The organism is Microbacterium pratiae (genome assembly GCF_047302165.1).
In the GTDB taxonomy this organism is placed as follows: Bacteria; Actinomycetota; Actinomycetes; order Actinomycetales; family Microbacteriaceae; genus Microbacterium.
Map to the genome: position 1 here is coordinate 889,339 of NZ_CP154843.1, position 16,366 is coordinate 905,704.

Annotated in this window: 10 protein-coding genes; 7 read left to right on the forward strand and 3 right to left on the reverse strand. The window is 72.0% G+C overall.

What is annotated here, in order from left to right; genetic code table 11:
• Nucleotides 1–47: 47 nt before the first annotated feature.
• Genes AA0Y20_RS04165 through AA0Y20_RS04195 form a run of 7 tightly spaced genes read left to right on the forward strand, consistent with a single transcriptional unit; the run spans nt 48 to nt 8,966 of the window.
• Complete coding sequence (locus AA0Y20_RS04165) at nt 48–1,019, forward strand: AAA family ATPase (RefSeq protein WP_412937651.1); 972 nt, start codon at nt 48–50, stop codon at nt 1,017–1,019.
• A complete protein-coding gene (locus AA0Y20_RS04170; RefSeq protein WP_412937653.1) occupies nt 1,019–2,452 on the forward strand; it encodes a DUF58 domain-containing protein in 1,434 nt (477 codons plus the stop codon). Before AA0Y20_RS04165 ends, AA0Y20_RS04170 begins: the two co-directional genes overlap by 1 nt.
• Nucleotides 2,452–4,743 (forward strand): transglutaminase-like domain-containing protein, encoded by a 2,292-nt coding sequence (locus tag AA0Y20_RS04175; RefSeq protein WP_412939698.1) that lies wholly within the window; start codon nt 2,452–2,454, stop codon nt 4,741–4,743. The genes AA0Y20_RS04170 and AA0Y20_RS04175 overlap by 1 nt, the downstream gene beginning before the upstream one ends.
• Nucleotides 4,740–5,123, forward strand: a complete 384-nt coding sequence (locus AA0Y20_RS04180; protein ID WP_412937654.1) for an FHA domain-containing protein — start codon at nt 4,740–4,742, stop codon at nt 5,121–5,123. The genes AA0Y20_RS04175 and AA0Y20_RS04180 overlap by 4 nt, the downstream gene beginning before the upstream one ends.
• Before the next feature lie 5 nt (nt 5,124–5,128).
• The gene (locus AA0Y20_RS04185) at nt 5,129–5,944 is read left to right on the forward strand and encodes a PP2C family protein-serine/threonine phosphatase (protein ID WP_412939699.1); all 816 of its coding nucleotides are present in this window, start codon (nt 5,129–5,131) and stop codon (nt 5,942–5,944) included.
• Nucleotides 5,944–7,302 carry an FHA domain-containing protein gene (locus AA0Y20_RS04190; RefSeq protein WP_412937655.1) on the forward strand — a complete coding sequence of 453 codons (1,359 nt, stop codon included), beginning with the start codon at nt 5,944–5,946 and terminating at the stop codon, nt 7,300–7,302. Before AA0Y20_RS04185 ends, AA0Y20_RS04190 begins: the two co-directional genes overlap by 1 nt.
• Nucleotides 7,299–8,966 (forward strand): protein kinase domain-containing protein, encoded by a 1,668-nt coding sequence (locus AA0Y20_RS04195; RefSeq protein ID WP_412937656.1) that lies wholly within the window; start codon nt 7,299–7,301, stop codon nt 8,964–8,966. Before AA0Y20_RS04190 ends, AA0Y20_RS04195 begins: the two co-directional genes overlap by 4 nt.
• Nucleotides 8,967–8,976: 10 nt before the next feature.
• On the opposite strand, the gene AA0Y20_RS04200 is transcribed toward AA0Y20_RS04195, so the two are convergent.
• The 3 genes from AA0Y20_RS04200 to AA0Y20_RS04210 all read right to left on the reverse strand — a co-directional run bounded on the left by AA0Y20_RS04200 (nt 8,977) and on the right by AA0Y20_RS04210 (nt 16,213).
• The gene (locus AA0Y20_RS04200; protein ID WP_412937658.1) at nt 8,977–10,359 is read right to left on the reverse strand and encodes a serine/threonine-protein kinase; all 1,383 of its coding nucleotides are present in this window, start codon (nt 10,357–10,359) and stop codon (nt 8,977–8,979) included.
• A gap of 116 nt (nt 10,360–10,475) precedes the next feature.
• Entirely contained in the window at nt 10,476–13,274 is a 2,799-nt protein-coding gene (locus AA0Y20_RS04205; RefSeq protein WP_412937659.1) for a family 78 glycoside hydrolase catalytic domain, read from the reverse strand.
• On the reverse strand, nt 13,271–16,213 hold the full coding sequence (locus tag AA0Y20_RS04210; RefSeq protein WP_412937660.1) for a sugar-binding protein: 2,943 nt from the start codon (nt 16,211–16,213) through the stop codon (nt 13,271–13,273). Before AA0Y20_RS04210 ends, AA0Y20_RS04205 begins: the two co-directional genes overlap by 4 nt.
• Between the last annotated feature and the right edge of the window lie 153 nt (nt 16,214–16,366).

Here is a 16,366-nt window from a genome sequence, read left to right on the forward strand (position 1 = left end):
GCCATGACCACCGGCATCCATTCATCACGAGGAATGAGAACGAACGAATGAGCATGACACCCGAGCAGGCAGCGTGGTTCCGCGACACCTTCACGCGCCTGATCGACAACGTCGACGCCGCCCTCCTCGGCAAGCGCGAGGTCGTGGCCCTCGTGCTGTCGGCGATGATCGCCGAGGGACACGTGCTGCTGGAAGATGCGCCGGGAACGGGCAAGACGAGCCTCGCGAAGGCGATCGCGGCGAGCGTGCAGGGCACCTCGACGCGCATCCAGTTCACGCCGGACCTGCTGCCCTCGGATGTCACCGGCGTCACGATCTACGACCAGGCGAACAAGCGCTTCGAGTTCCACCGTGGCCCCGTGTTCGCCTCGATCGTGCTCGCCGACGAGATCAACCGTGCGTCGCCCAAGACCCAGTCGGCACTGCTGGAGGTCATGGAGGAGTCGCGCGTGACCGTCGACGGCGTCGCGCACGAGGTGGGCCGCCCGTTCCTCGTCATCGCGACCCAGAACCCGATCGAGCAGGCCGGTACCTACAAGCTGCCCGAGGCTCAGCTCGACCGCTTCATGATCAAGACGTCGATCGGATATCCGACCCTGGCGGTCTCGGAGCGCATCCTCGTCGGCGCGGTCGACCGCAACCCGTCGGCGAGCCTCAAGCCCGTGATCACGACGCGTGCCGTGGGTGAGATGGCCGATCTGGCCGCGACCGTCCACATCGATCCGGTCGTCGCCCGCTACGCGGCGCAGATCGTCGAGGCCACCCGTGAGGCGTCGGCGACGCGACTGGGCGTCTCGGTGCGCGGCGCGATCGCCATGATCCGCATCGCCAAGGTCTACGCCGCCGCGCAGGGGCGTCACTACGTCGTGCCCGACGACATCAAGCTGCTCGCGTTGCCGGTGTGGGCTCACCGTCTGGTTCTCGACCCCGAAGCGGAGTTCACCGGCACGACCGCCGAGACCGTCATGAACAACGCCCTCGCCGACGTCGAGGCACCCCTCGCACGAGCGGACGCTTGATGGCCACACCCCCTGCCGCCCCGAACCCGACGCGTCGCACGCGCCGGGGCCGCGGTGCTGCCGCCGGTGAGGGGGGTGCCGACCGCACGGCAGGAGCCACCGCCGACACGCGGACCGTCGGGGAGACGACGCGCGACGCCGATGCCACCGTCCAGGTGGGGACGACGACCCTGTCGGCCCACGCCGCTCCCGTCAACGCGGAAGCCCCGTCGCGGCTGGTCGTCTGGCGCGAACGGCTCGAATCGTGGTGGGCGGTCGCGCGGCGCGGCATCCGCCTCGTCACCCGCACCATCCGCCCGCTCGGGTGGGTCATGCTGTTCGCGACCGTGCTGCTCTGGGTCGTCGCCCTCAGCTTCGGCTGGCAGGAGATGGTCATCGCGGCCGTCATCCTCACGGTCATCGTCGTCGTCAGCGTGCCGTTCCTCTTCGGCGGCACGGCCTACGACGTCGATCTCGATCTCACGCGCACGCACGTCGTCGTCGGTGAGCGCGCGATCGGCGGGCTGACCCTCGTCAACGGGACATCGCGGTCGATTCTGCCGTCGCGAGTCGTCCTGCCGGTCGGCTCCGGCCGCGGCGAGTTCGACGTGCCGCGGCTTGCGCCGCAGGCCACCCACGAAGAGCTGTTCGCCATCCCCACCACCGCGCGCGGTGTGCTGGCGGTGGGTCCGGTCAGTGTGTTGCGCGGCGATCCGCTGGGACTCTTCGAACGCAGCAGCGACCGCCGGCAGGCCGTCGACCTCTACGTGCACCCGCGTACCGTTCCCCTCGAGGGGCTCTCGCTCGGGCGTCTGCGCGACCTCGAAGGGCTTCCCTCGACGCAGCTGGCCCGCGACGACGTGTCGTTCCACGCGCTGCGGGAGTATCAGCCGGGAGACGACCTGCGCCACGTGCACTGGAAGTCCACAGCACGCGTCGGCAACCTCATGATGCGTCAGTACGAGGAGACCCGCCGGTCGCACTTCGTGCTCGGGCTGTCCACCTACGCCGGCGACTACGCCGACCCCGACGAGTTCGAGCTCGCGATCTCGGCGGCCGGATCGATCGGTCTGCGCGCCCTGCGCGACTCGCGCGTGCTCGAGGCTCGCACGCAGCGCGGCCCGCTGCGCACGCAGGGACCGCGTCGTCTGCTCGACAACCTGTCGGCTCTCGAGCACTCGCGTCAGCGGGACGGCGGCATCGTCGCTCTTTCGGGAACGATCGCGATCAACTCCCACGGCATCGCGATCGTCGTGCTGTTCTGCGGCTCGGGAACGGACTCGGCCGAGCTCAAGCTCGCCTGCTCGCGACTGCCGCAGGGGGTCCGCGTGCTCGCCGTCGTCGCCGATCGCTCGGTCGAGGTGCCGTTGCTGCGTCGCGTCGGCGATGCCGACGTCATCTCGATCAGCGCGCTCGACCAGCTCGCGCCCGCCATGCGGAAGGTGCTCTCGTGATGTCGCCCGCGCGCCGTCGACTCGTCCTCGACCTCGTCGCCGTCGCACTGCTGCTCGCCGTCGCGATCGTCGGATTCGGGCCGACCTTCGACGGCGGCGCCTACCTCGTGGCGGGGTTCGGCGCGCTCGTCATCGGGGTCGGCATCGCCTGGCTGTGCGCTCGTCGCCGCTGGGGAGTGCTGCCGACGGCGGGACTCACCGTCGCGGCCTACTTCATCTTCGGCGGCGCGCTGGCGCTGCCGCAGACCGCGTTGTTCGGCGTCATCCCCACGCTCGACACCTGGACGCAGCTCGCCCTGGGCTCCGTCCAGTCGTGGAAGCGCCTGCTCACGACCGTCGCCCCGGTGGCGCCGTACGACGGGCATCTGATCGTGCCGTTCCTGCTGACGCTCGTCGCGGCGGTGCTCACGGCGTCTCTCGCGCTGCGACTGCGACAGGCGGCGTGGGCGTTGATCCCGGTGACGGCCTTCCTCGTGACGCAGATCCTGCTCGGGATGACCGAGCCGGCCGTGCCCGTCCTGCAGGGCGTCGTCTTCGCCGTCGTCGCGGCGGTATGGCTCGCGCTGCGACAGGCGTGGGATCCCGACAACGCGGCCGTGCGCATCGAACCCACGGCGACATCGGATGCCGCGACCCTCCGGCACACGCGCTTGCGCCGCCTGATCTCGGGAACGGCCGTCGTCGCCGTCGCCGTGGGCGCCGGCGTCGCGACCGCCGCCGTCGCGAGCCCCCCGTCGACGCGATACGTGCTGCGCGACATCGTCATCCCGCCCTTCGACGTCAAGCAGTACCCGAGCCCGTTGCAGGCCTTCCGCGGCCTCGTGCGTGACGACGCCGAGACGCCGCTGTTCACGGTGCAGGGACTTCCGGACGACGGACGCATCCGCCTCGCGACGATGGACGCGTACAACGGCATCGTCTTCAACGTGTCGGACGAGGGGGCCGGTTCGTCGAGCTCGTTCACGCCCCTGCGGTCGAACATGTCGCCCGACGCCGAGGGCGTGCCCGGCGAGCTGCAGTTCGAGATCGACGAGCTGCGCGGCGTGTGGCTCCCTGACGCCGGCGCCGTGCGGTCGATCGAGTTCGAGGGCGAACGCGCCGACGAACTGCGCCGCACCGCCCACTACAACGACGCCACGGGCACGGCAGCCGTCACCGCGGGACTCGCGCCCGGGACGACCTACACGGTCGACACCGTGTTCCCCGTCCTGCCCACCGACCAAGCGCTCGCCGACGCGGCTTTCGCGCCGCTGAAGATGCCGAAGCAGGAGGGCATCCCCGACGGGCTGTCTCAGATCGCGACGGATGCCGTGGGCGATGCGGAGACGCCGATCAAGCAGGTCCGCGCCCTGGCCGACTGGCTCTCGACCGACGGATACTTCAGTCACGGACTCGAGGACGACCCGTATTCGCCATCCGGCCACGGTGCCGCCCGCATCACGAGCTTCTTCGGCGGCGACGAGATCATCGGCGACGACGAGCAGTACGCCGTCGCGATGGCGCTGCTGTCGGCGCAGCTGGGCATCCCGGCGCGCGTGGTGATGGGGTGGCACCCCGAAGAAGGTGACACCGCCGGCGAGTTCACGGCGACGGGCGACAACGTCCATGCCTGGGTCGAGGTCGCCTTCGAGGGGTACGGATGGGTCCCGTTCGATCCGACCCCCGACGAGGACAATGAGCCGAACGAGCAGACGACGACCCCGCGAGCCAATCCCAAGCCGCAGGTGCTGCAGCCGCCGCCGCCCGCCCAGGAGCCGGCGGACCTGCCTCCCGCGATCGCGAACGACCGCGACCAGGAGGAGGAGGACGATCCCGGCTTCGACTGGATCGGCGCCATCCTCGCCCCGGTCGGCATCGGCATCGGCGTGCTCGCGATCATCTTCGCTCCGTTCGTGATCATGGGTGCCGTCAAGACGGCCCGACGCACCAAGCGGCGCAACGCCGAGAAACCCGCCGACCGCATCTCCGGCGGGTGGGACGAGCTGATCGACCGTGCTGTCGACCTGAACGCCCCCGTCGCATCGGGTGCGACCCGCACCGAGAGCGCACAGGTCGTGGCCGCGACGATGGAGCAGCCCGACGTGACCGCCCTCGCGACGTCCGCCGATGCCCGCGTGTTCGGACCGGGCGAACCGACCGCGGAGGACGTCGACGCCTTCTGGCGGGAGGTCGACGCGATCGTCGTGGGCATGAGCGGTCGGGTGTCGGTCTGGCGCCGCCTGCGGGCACGGCTGAGCCTGCGCTCGCTCCTGCGGGGCCGAACCCGCCGAGCTCGCGGAGGTGGGGCATGAGCGCGATGATCTTCGACACGGAACCGCTCTCAGGGGTGCCCGACATCCGGAGCGGGGCGCGTGCGCTGCTGCTGTGGGATGACGGCACGCGCACGGCCGTCTACGGTCGGACCGTCTTCGGCCGAGACCCGTCGCGCATCGCCGGCACCGATGCGGTCGTGCTGCGCGATGAGACGCTGACGCTGTCGCGCACGCACTTCGAGCTCGTGCCCCAGGAGCCCGGCGGTCTCGTCGTCATCGATCGTGCGTCGATGAACGGGGTCGTCGTGACCCGCGGAACCGACCGTGTTCCGGTGGTGCCCGGGGTTCAGACCGTGCTGCGCAGCGGAGACAGGCTCGACCTCGGCGATCGATGGCTCGTCATCGAGGTCATGCGGTGACGTCGATGTCTCTCCGGGTCGGACACGGTGCGGCGACGCATGCCGGGCTGCGCGGCCGCGCGAACGAGGACTCCTACCTCGCCGACGAGCCCGTCTTCGTCGTGGCCGACGGCATGGGCGGTCACGAGGCCGGTGCACGGGCGAGCGCTGCCGCGGTCGCCGAGTTCGCGTCGCTGGTGGGTGTCGCGGCGGTGTCGCACCAAGACGTGCGGGCCGCCATCGAACGAGCCCGCACGAACATCGATGCCCTCGCGACCGGTCAGCGCGCGGCAGGCACGACTCTCACCGGGGTCGTGCTGACCCGTGTCGGCGATGCCGGCTACTGGCTGACGCTCAACATCGGCGACTCGCGGACGTACCGGTGGGCCCGCGGCCGGCTCGAGCAGATCAGCGTCGACCATTCCGTCGTGCAAGAGCTCGTCGACTCGGGACAGATGGATGCCGAGACGGCGGCCCGTCATGCGCGGCGCAACGAGATCACACGTGCGCTCGGGGCGGGCAGCGTCGGCCAGGCCGACTTCTGGATGCTGCCCGCGGAGAGCGGCGACCGCATCCTCGTCTGCTCGGACGGGCTGTCGACAGAGCTCGACGACGAGCGGATCGCCCGTATCCTCGACGAGGAAGCCGAGCCGCAGGAAGCCGCCCAACGACTCGTCCACGAAGCCTTGCTGCACGGTGGTCGTGACAACGTCACGGTCATCGTCGTCGACGCGTCGGGCGAGGGCGGCGACGATGTGTACGACACCGTGCCGTCCGCCCAGCCGGATGACGCAGACATAGACACCCGGCCGCGCGCAGCGGCCGCAGGGGGGAGAGCCTGATGGTCGAGGTCCGGTACGTCCCGGCGACGGGCGCGGAGCACTGGCGCGTCGCCCTCGCGCCCGCGGCTGCCGTCGCTCTGCCCGCGAACGTGTCGATCCCGACGGTCGAGGCCGTCTGGCGCCGCCTGGAGGAGCGGGGCATCGGAGCGGTCATCGAGGCTCTCACCGGCGCGTTCGGCACCTCGCTCGCGGCCATTCCCGACTTCATCCTGGCCATCGTGGAAGGCGATGGGCTCCGCGTCGCCGTACGCGGGCCGGTCGAGCTCGTCGTCGAGGCCGAGTCGGGCCCGCTCTCGGTCTCGGGTCAGGGCGTCTCGACCTGGGTCGAGCGTCACATCCCGGGGGTGCACCGGGCGTCGGCGCTGTTCGCCGCCGCGGCGGACGAGACCGCGTCGCTTCCCTTCGTCGAGGGCGTCGTCGCGGCGGACTCGATCACCGTCGACCTCACGGGGGCGCGTCCCGGCGTCCGGCCCGCGAGCCCGTTCGTCGCCGGCGCGTCGGCACCCGGTGCGCCGGCACCCGCCGCACCGGCGCCTGTGCAGCGCGCACCCGAGCCCACGCCCGAACCCGAGCCCACGCCCGAACCCGAGCCCACGCCCGAGCCCGAACCCGAGCCCACGCCCGAGCCCGAACCAGAGCCCACGCCCGAGCCCGAGGAGCCGGCTGCGCCGGTCACCGGGTCGGCGACTCCGAGCGACCCGTCGGACGACGAGAACGACATCCCGTTCGACGAATCGCCCGGTGCGCAGACGTTCGTCCCGCTCGGCGACACGGCCGCCGCCGAAGAGCACGCGATGATCTGGGGCGAGACGGTCGTGCGCCCGACGCTTCCGGCCGATCAGCCCGAAGCGGCGGAGCCGGCATCCCCCGCCGACGATGCCACCGTCGTGTCGTCCCCGCCCGAGCCGGCGGGTGATCACGACGGCGAGACCATCGCCGTCGCCGACATCCGCAGCGCTCGGCGGAACGAGCCCGTGGTCTACGAGTCGACGGAGATCGTCCCCGCTCGCCGCCTGACGCGGGGCCGCATCCGCGTATCGGACGGACAGGTCGTCGAGCTCGACACCACCGTCATCGTCGGCCGGCGTCCGCGTTCGTCGCGTTCGACGGGCGACATGCTGCCGACGCTCATCGCGGTCGAGAGCCCCGAGCAGGACATCTCGCGCAACCACGTCGAGATCCGTGCCGAGGGCGAGCACGTGCTCGTCGTCGACCTAGACACGACGAACGGCTCGGTCCTGCTGCGCGGTGGCAACGACCCGGTGCGGCTGCACCCGAACGAGCCGACGATGGTCGTCTCGGGCGATGTGCTCGACATCGGCGACGGCGTGACGATCGCCTTCGAGGATCTCCCGTGAGCGCGAAGCGGCCCCCGGCGCCGCCGCCCGAGCTGCCCGGCTTCACGTACCTCGAACTGCTCGGCTCGGGCGGCTTCGCCGACGTCTACCTCTACGAACAGCACCTGCCTCGACGCAAGGTCGCGGTGAAGGTGCTGCTGCCGGACCGGATGGCCGGTGGTTCCGTCGAGCAGTTCACCGCCGAGGCGAACGTGATGGCCATGCTGTCGACGCACCCGGCGATCGTCACGATCTACCAGGCCGGCCTCGCTGACGACCAGCGGCCGTATCTCGTGATGGAGAACTGTCCGCGGCCGAACCTGCAGGTGCGCTATCGGGCGGCGGCGTTCTCGGTGGCCGAGGCGCTGCGCGTCGGCATCCAGGTGGCTGCCGCCGTCGAGACGGCGCACCGGGCCGGCATCCTCCATCGCGACATCAAGCCGGCCAACATCCTCGTGACGGAGTACAACCGGCCGGCGCTCACCGACTTCGGGATCGCGACGACGACCGACGGCGCCGACGAGACCGCCGGCATGTCGATTCCGTGGTCGCCGCCCGAGGCCTTCGCCGATGGGCCCGACTCCGGCGTGCGCTCGGACGTCTACGCGCTCGGCGCCACGATCTACACCCTCCTCGCGGGGCGTTCGCCCTTCGAGCAGCCGGGCGGTCGTAACGGAGCCGCCGATCTCATCCAGCGCATCGAGACCGCGCCGCTCGAACCGCTCGATCGCGCCGACGTGCCGCCGTCGCTGCAGCAGGCGCTCGGGCGTGCGATGGCCAAGAGCCCCGCGGCGCGCTTCGACAGTGCGGTGGCGTTCGCCCGCGCGCTGCAGCGGGTGCAGATCGAGCTCGCGCACTCGGTGACGCCGATCGACATCCTCGACGATTCTCCCGACGCGGAGGAGGAAGAGGATGCCGACGGCGAGCTGACTCGCGTCCGCGGCATCGTGAGCATCGAACCGACCACCGCGCCGCCTGCCGGGTCCACGCGCCGCAAGGGCGGCTCGGACGCAACGTCGCCGTTCGCCCCGTCTGCGGCCGGTTCGCCGTTCGCGCCGTCCGCTCCCGACGAGACCGTGCTGCGTCCCTCCGCGCGCGCGGGGCAGGAGGCCACCGTCCGCCGTCCGCGCACGGTCGAGCCGGTCGCGGATCACACGGTGCAACGGCGTGCTGCGGCATCCGACTCCGCGAACACGACGGCCCCGGACGTCTTGCAACCCGAGTCAGCCGAGCACTCCGACACCGGTACGTCCGCGGACGCCGCTCCCGCGCGCTCTCGTTCCTGGCTGTGGATCGCCCTCGGCGGTGTCGCCGCGGCGCTGGTGGTTGCCGTCGTGGTCGTCGCGAGCATGCTCCAACCGACCGCTCCGGCCGAGCCCCAGGCGAGCGCGTCGCCCTCCAGCGCTCCGCAGGACCCGCTCGCCGGCTTCGTCCCGCGTGTCGGCGATCTCGCGGGTGCCGTGGCGGGCGCCGACGTGACGTTCACCTGGACGAACCCGAATCCCGCCGAGGGCGATTCGTACCTCTGGTACCCCGTCACGCTCGACGGCGCGAGCGCACCGCAGCGGGTCGAGGACGAGACGGTCACCGTGCCTGCCGACCCGTCGGGCCGCACGTGCATCGAGGTGCAGCTCGTGCGCGCCAACGGCGGGGCAGGGGATGCCGTGCGGGGCTGTACGCCCTGACGCCGCGCCGTCAGTCGCGACCGGGTTTGTCCTGACCGGGCTTGTCCTGATCGCGCTTGTTCTCTCGCTGTTCGGCCTTCTTCTGCTCGTCCGCGGCCTTCTCGGCTTCTCGCTCGGCCTTCTTCGCTGCGTCCTCAGCGGCTTTGCGGTCTGCTTCCGATTGCGGTCCGTCCTGCGTCGTCGTGTCCTCCACGGGCGCGGCCGGCTGTTCGTCCGGCCCTCCGGTCTGCTCGTCCACGACGGTCACCTGCTCGGTCGTCTCGGCAGGTGCGGGTTCGGGAACGGCGGACTGCTCCGTGTCGGCGGGTGTGCGGGGGGCGGGCTCGCCGGTCGAGCCCGCGAGCCACATACCGCCGATCGCCGTGGCCGCGAGCGCCGCGGCAGCCAGCCCGCCGACGAGTCCGGCCCGCGCCCGCGAGGGTCGGCGGCGCGCGGCCACCGCCGTCGTCTGCCCGGGAGCCGCCGCGGGGAGGACGCGGGTCGTCGTCGCGGCCGTCGCGGGAGGCGTCGCGGCCGCGACCGCTGCGGGGACAGGAGGCAGAGCGGGGGCTGCCGGGCGTTCCGCGAGAGCCCTCGCCGCCGCGAAGACCTCTGCCGCGCTCGGCCGGTCGTCGGGATCCATCGCGGTCATGTCCCGAAGCAGAGCGGCCCAGGCGGGATCGAGAGTGTCGGGGATCTCGGGTGCGACGGTGAGCCGGGCGAGCGCCTCGCCGAATCCCTCGGCGCTCGGGAAGCCGCGCCGGCCGGTGAGCGCTTCGAGTGCGACCAGGCCGAGCGCATAGATGTCGGAGGGCGGGGCCGGCGGCGCGCCGGTGAGCTGCTCGGGTGCGAGGTACGCCGCCGTTCCGACGACCGTACCGGGTTGGGTGAGCCGTGCGGCGTCCACCAGTACCGAGATCCCGAAATCGGCGAGCTTGGCGCCCGACCGGTCGCCGAGCGGCGGCACGGGCGCCATGAGGACGTTCGAGGGCTTGATGTCGCGGTGCACGATCCCGGCGTCGTGGACGACATGGAGCGCTTCGGCGAGGTCGGCGACGAGGACGGCGGCCTGCCGAGCCGGCAGCGGACCGCCGGCGAGACGTGCGGCCAGCGTGGGGCCGTCGACGAACTCCATGACCAGGTACTCGGCCCGGCCCGGGGCCAGTTGCGCGTCGTAGAGGGTCACGAGGGCGGGGTGGTTGAGAGAGGCGAGCACGGTCATCTCGCTGCGGGCGCGGGACGAGGTGCTCGCACCTTCCAGCTCGGGGCGCAGGAGCTTGACCGCGACGGTACGTCCCAGCAGCACGTCCTCGGCGCGGTGCACACGGGCCATGCCGCCCTGGCCGACGCACTCTCCCAGCAGGTAGCGACCGTCGAGCATCGCTTCCGTCGGCGGAGGTTCGTTCGTGACCATGGCGTCTCCCTGCGGCCGCATCCCCGGGTCGGATCGGCCAGGCTCATCGGTAGAGCCAGCGACCCCGCGCACCAGGGTCTTGACACCGAGGAGCGGAGCGGGGCGACTGCCTCGGGTCAGCGTGCGAGCGCCGCGAGCGCTCGATCGATGCGGGTGACGAGCGCGTCGGGCGCCGAGACGGCCGCGAGCTCATCGCGCAGCCGACTGCCGGGAACCCACCGGATGTACGCGTCGAATTCCTCCGCCATCTCGGGGGAATGGCCGGCGATCGTGCGCGACACCACGGCGCAGGCATCCGGCGTGTCCGCGATCGTCGCGAGGTCGGACTCGACCCCGACCGCGAGGACGGTGGGGACCGGGGCGGTCGCTTCCCACGAGTGCGTTCCGGCGCCCACCTCGAACAGCGCGCGACCGGGGAGCTCGACGACTGCCGTCACCCCGTGCGGAACCTGCGCCCGGACGCGGACCTGCTCGCGGGTGCCGGCATCCCGCTCCCACGACACCGAGGCGCGTCCCCGCGGGGTGTCGTGCGCGACGCTCGCGTGATCCAGCGCCGACACGAACCACGGCTGGATCCGTAGACGGGCCCAGCCGGGTTCCGCGCACGCGAGCCCGCCGACGCGGCGATGCAACACGTCGCCGACGGAGCCGAGCGCGTAGTGGTTGAGGGACGTCATGCCGGAGGGATGCAGCGAGCCGTCGGGACGGACGGCATCCCACCGCTCCCACACCGTCGTCGCTCCCTGCGACAGCGGGTAGAGCCAGGACGGACACATCGTCTGCAGCAGCAGCCGCTCGGCCGCCCATTCCTGCCCGTTCGACAGGAGCGCATCGAGGACGAGCGGGGTGCCGAGGAACCCGGTCGCCATGCGGTACCCGCCGGCCCGGAGGAGGGAGGCGAGCCGCTCGGCCGCCGCGGCGCGCAGCGGAGCGGGGAGCAGATCGAACTCGAGGGCGAGCGCGTACGCCGTCGGGGCATCCGAGGCGAGGCGGCCCCGCGGGGTGAGGTACGCGGCGACGAACGCGTCGCGCACCTCGGCGGCGAGCTCGGCGTAGCGGACGGACGCCGGTGCTTCGCCTGAGCGGGCGAGCGCATCCGCGGTCAGCTGGGCCGAGCGGGCGAAGTAGGCCGTGGCGACGAGGCCCGGGTCGGTCTTGGCCTTGTCGGGCCGGGCGGAGGTCGGGTCGAGCCAGTCGCCGTACTGGAACCCGCGCTCCCACAGACGTTCGGGTCCCGCGGCATCCGCGACGGCGTCGACCCATGCCCGCATCGGTCCCGTCATCCGATCGAGCAGGCCCCGATCGCCGAACCGCTTGTGCATCACGGAGGGGATGACGGTGATGGCGTCGCCCCATCCGGCCGCCATCGTCTCGCCCAGCCTCCCGATCGTCTGCGGCACGACCGTCGGCACCCGGCCGCCTCGCGCGCGCTGCTCGGCGGCGACGTCGTCGAGCCAGGAGGCGAAGAACGCGTTCGCATCGAAGAGGGATGCCGCCGTCGGGGCGAACACCTGGGCGTCGCCCGTCCACCCGAGTCGCTCGTCGCGCTGGGGGCAGTCGGTGGGCAGCGCGAGGGCGTTGCCGGCGAAGCTCCACACGATGTTCTCGTGCAGACGCGTGAGTCGCTCGTCGGAGCACGAGAACCAGCCGGTGCGCGTCAGATCGGAATGGAGGACGACGGCGGCGAAGTCGGCGGGGTCGAGCTCCCCGGGGTAGCCGGCGACCTCGACGTAGCGGAACCCATGGAAGGTGAACCGTGCTTCGCAGACGGTGTCGGCGGCGCCGTCGAGGACGAAGGTGTCGGTCGCAGCGGCTGCCCGGAGCGAGCGGGTGTCGAGCCGTCCATCGTCGAGCGCCTCGGCGTGCCGCAGCACGATCCGGGTGCCGGCGGGGCCGGAGACCCGGAACCTCACACGTCCGACGAGGTTCTGCCCGAAGTCCAGCAGCACGCGCCCCGGATCAGCGCTCTCGAGCAGGGCCCGGACCGGCACGGATCGGATGCGCCGCACCGGCTCGACGTCGATGACCTCGGGCTGCCGGTCGGGCTCTGTCCGGGCGGGGAGCTCCCACGCGCTGTCGTCGAAGCCCGCGGATTCCCAGCCGGACGGATGCCGGCGGAGATCGACCTCCTCGCCGGCGTAGATGCCGCTCGAGACGAGTTCGCCGTCGCCGTAGAGCCGCCACCGGTCGTCGGGGCTGATCTCGTCGACGTGGCCGTCGCGGTGCCGCAGACGCAGAAGCGGCGCGACGGCGGGCTGGTCGCCGTAGAAGCGTTCGGCCGTCTCGCCGAAACCGTACGCCTCGGTGTACCAGCCGCCGGCGACCTCGATCGTGAGGGCGTTCGTCGCGCCGACCCGCACGAGGGCGGTGACATCGGTCAGGTGCAGGGGGAGCCGGTGCTGGTAAGCCGTCCAGCCGGGACTCAGCACGGCGTCGTCGACGTCGATGCCGTTGATGCGAGCGTGATGGACGCCGTGCGTCGCCACGTGGAGCTCGGCGGCGACGACCGTCTCGGCGATGGAGAATTCGCGCCGTGCGAAGAACGGCTGAGCGACGCGGCCGGGGCTCGCGAGGCGCAGGAAGGGCGCGGTCCACACCGCCTCGGTGAATCCGGGGCGGATCTCGCAGGGCTCCGACCAGGCGCTCGCTGTGCCGTCGACGCCGACGACGCGGGCTTCGAGCCGATGCGATGCGCCGGCTCGAAGCGGTGCGAACGGCCACTCCTCGAGGATGCCGTAGGGGCGCATGGTCGCGGTCGTGGACCCGTCGAGGCGGAGCTCGGCTCGGGCCGCCTCCCACGCGGCGGGTGCTTCGACGAGCCACGACACGGGTGGCTGCGGCGAGGCGGCGACGGCGAGATCCCGCCGCCGCCCCACGCGCAGGCCGACGACCCGAGGCGAGCGAGCGAGGCTCACGACCGCCGCGCCGCGCGCTGCGCCGTCAGGAGCGCGATACCGGCGGCTCCGGCCATTACCGCTGCGCCGAGCCATCCGAACATCGGTGATCCGCCCGTGCTCGCGAGGGTTCGGGCCTCGGCGGATCCTGCCGCCGTCCCGCTCCCTCCCGCGGCGCCGGGCGCCACCGAACCGTCGTCGCCCGGTGTCGCGGGCTGGGCGGGTTCGGAGGGCGGCTCGACGACCGGGGCCGGGAGCAGCCGCACGGCGGTGAACGCGCCGGAATCCTTCTCTCCCGCGATGCCGCCGCCCCAGGAGAGGTAGCCGGCACGCCCGCTCCCGTCTGCCTCGTTGACGATCGCGGCGCTGCTCAGGAGCGACGTCGTCGGGTCGACGCCGCGCAGCAGGGTCCAGGGGATCGCCGTCTCGTACACCGTTCGCCCGGCGGCGTCGTCGCGCGAGATGGCCACCGGAGCGCCCGGCACCGGCCCGGCTCCGGCGTTGACGGAGAGCCATCGGTACAGCTGGGGACCGGCGCTCGTGAGCGCCATGCCGAACTCGTGCCACGTCGTCGCCGCGCCCGGGGCGCCGCCCGCGACGGTGAACTGGATCGAATCGCCCTGCCAGATGTTCGCGCCCTGCGCGGGCTGGTCGTGCACGTCGTCCGAGACATCGGCCGAGAGGTACAGGTACTCCTCGTCCCACGTGATCCAGGCGACGGCGGACTGGTCGGCGTCGTCGTCGGCGTCGGGGTTGGCGGCGAACGCGATCGGTGCGACCCCCTCGAGATCGTCGAGCGAGCCGTCGACGGTGATCGTGCGGTGAGCCGCCGGCAGGACGGATGCCGCGTCGACGGGCGCGACACGCCCCGAGGCGGTCAGCGTCGACCCGTCGACGACCGCGGTCGCCGTGAAGGACGCCGGGCCGGTCAGCGTATCGAGCGGGATGTCGACGACGACATCCGCCTCGGCATCGATCACGGCCGGAGTCTCCGGCTGCCCGCCGGCGTCACCGACCGCGTACGACAGCGAGTCGAGCGTGCGGGGCGCGGCGGACGCATTGGCGATACGGATGCGGAGCACCGACGCGCCCTCGTCCGTGAGCGCCTGCGCCGCCTGGAGCGTCACGGGCTCGCTCACCGACGTGGCGGCGCGCAGGGTGCCGACGTAGCGATCGCCCTCGTAGACACGGGCGCTCGTCTCGTATGTCCCCGCGGCCGCGGGGGCCGGGAACGAGACCGTCGTGCTCGCGGTCGCGCCGGGGCCGGTCGTCTGCGTCGCCTCCGAGCCGTCCGGCAGGACGAGACGCCACGACGAAGCGGCATCCGCGCGACCCTCTGCGGTCCACTCACCCGTGACGGGGGCGCCGACGACCCCGGGGTCGAGGGTCAGGTCGGTGCCGGTCTGCGTGATCGCCGTCACATCGCCGCGGACGTACAGCGGTTCCGTGCCGGTCTGCGCCAGCACCGGGCCGCCACCGGCGACGGTCTCGGCCGCGCCGAACATCGTCGTCAGCTCAGCGGAACCGGCCACTTCGAGCGCCACGGTCTGCGGGGTATCGGACCACAGGACGTGCAGCGGTCCGTCGGCGGTGTCGAATCGAACCTGGCGCAGGCCCGGGAGCGGCTCGTCGCGCTCGGCGTACGTCGCCGTCGCGAGGGCATCTGCGGCCACGGAGTATGCCGCGAACGAGGGCTTCGGCGTGAAGGCGCCGAGAGCGTCGTCGGGGTGGTGCAGCAGACCGAAGTTCTCTTCCGTCTCGGCGTCGTCGACGCCGTCGTTGACGAGGTCGTACACGTAGTACCGGGCGGCGTCGTGGGCCGCGGCGATGACGGCCGACTTCGCGATGTCGGCGGCCTGCTGCCGTTCGGAGACGGCCCGCGCGTTGGTGCCGGTGGGCCAGCCGTGCTCGGTGATCCACAGCGGCTTCGTTTGACCGTCGTTGTAGCGCCGCACCAGGGCATCGATGCGCGTCAGGGTCTCGTCGAGGGCATCCGCACCGACCGGGTAGCTGTAGGGGTGCAGCACGATGCCGTCGAGGTGGTCGAGTGCTCCGAGCTGGAAGGTCCGCTCGAGCCAGTCGGTGTTCAGATTCGCCACCGCCGGCCCGATGATCGGCAGGTCGGGCGCGGCCGCCTCGATCGCGGGCGCTGCGGCCGAGAGCAGACCGACGTAGTCCTCGGGGGAGACGTTGGTGTTGCCGCCGAGCCCGAGGTCCCACTCGTTCCAGACCTCGATACCCGTGGACATGTCGCCGAACTCGGCGGCCATCGCCGCGGCGTAGTCGGCATATGCGGCGACCGCTTCAGGACTGACCGGGCCGTTGCCCGCGTCGTACAGGGGGTTTCCGTAACCGGCCAGCAGGAGCGGGCGGATCCCCTGCTCGCGGGCGGGGTCGAGGAACTCGGCGCGGGCGCGCGACCAGTCGTAGACGCCCGGCTGCGTCTCGACCTCGCTCCAATAGACCTCGTCGCGCAGCTGCGCGAAGCCGCCGGCGGTCAGCGCCTGCATCGACGCGGGGTCCCAGGACTGCCCGTAATGGGTCGCCGCACCGAAACGGCCGGTCGCCGAGGCTGCGGCATCCGCGTCCGGGAGGATCGCGAACGTGGTCGCCGCGCTCGTTCCTCCGTCGCCGGCTGCGGTCACCTCGAGGCGGTACCACCCGCCTTCGGTGACTTCGGGTGCCAGAGCGCCGTCGGCCGGTTCCGTGCCGTCGTCGACGACCTCGCCCCAGCCGTCGATGATCCGCCACGTCACCGTCGGCGACGTCGTCTCGTATCGGAACGAGACGGTGTCGCCGGTGTGGAACAGATTGCCCCAGGCTTCGGGCTCGATAGAGAGCGCGGGCGGGTCTGCGGACGCCGGTGCTGCCAGTGCGACACCGGCGGTGACGCTGAGTGCGAGTGCGGCGGTCGCGGAGGCGAGCCGCCGGACGGGACGGGGGGAAGGATGCTTCGGCACGCGGTGCTCCTCATCGAGTGGGCGCGGGTGGTGGACGGGTAGGAAAATCGTTTGTCCAGCGGGCAGTCTGGCGGGCTGAAGATCGGTCTGTCAACACTCGCGCCGATACGGACCGTCGAACTTCCCGGCCACGACACGCTCAATCAGTTTTGT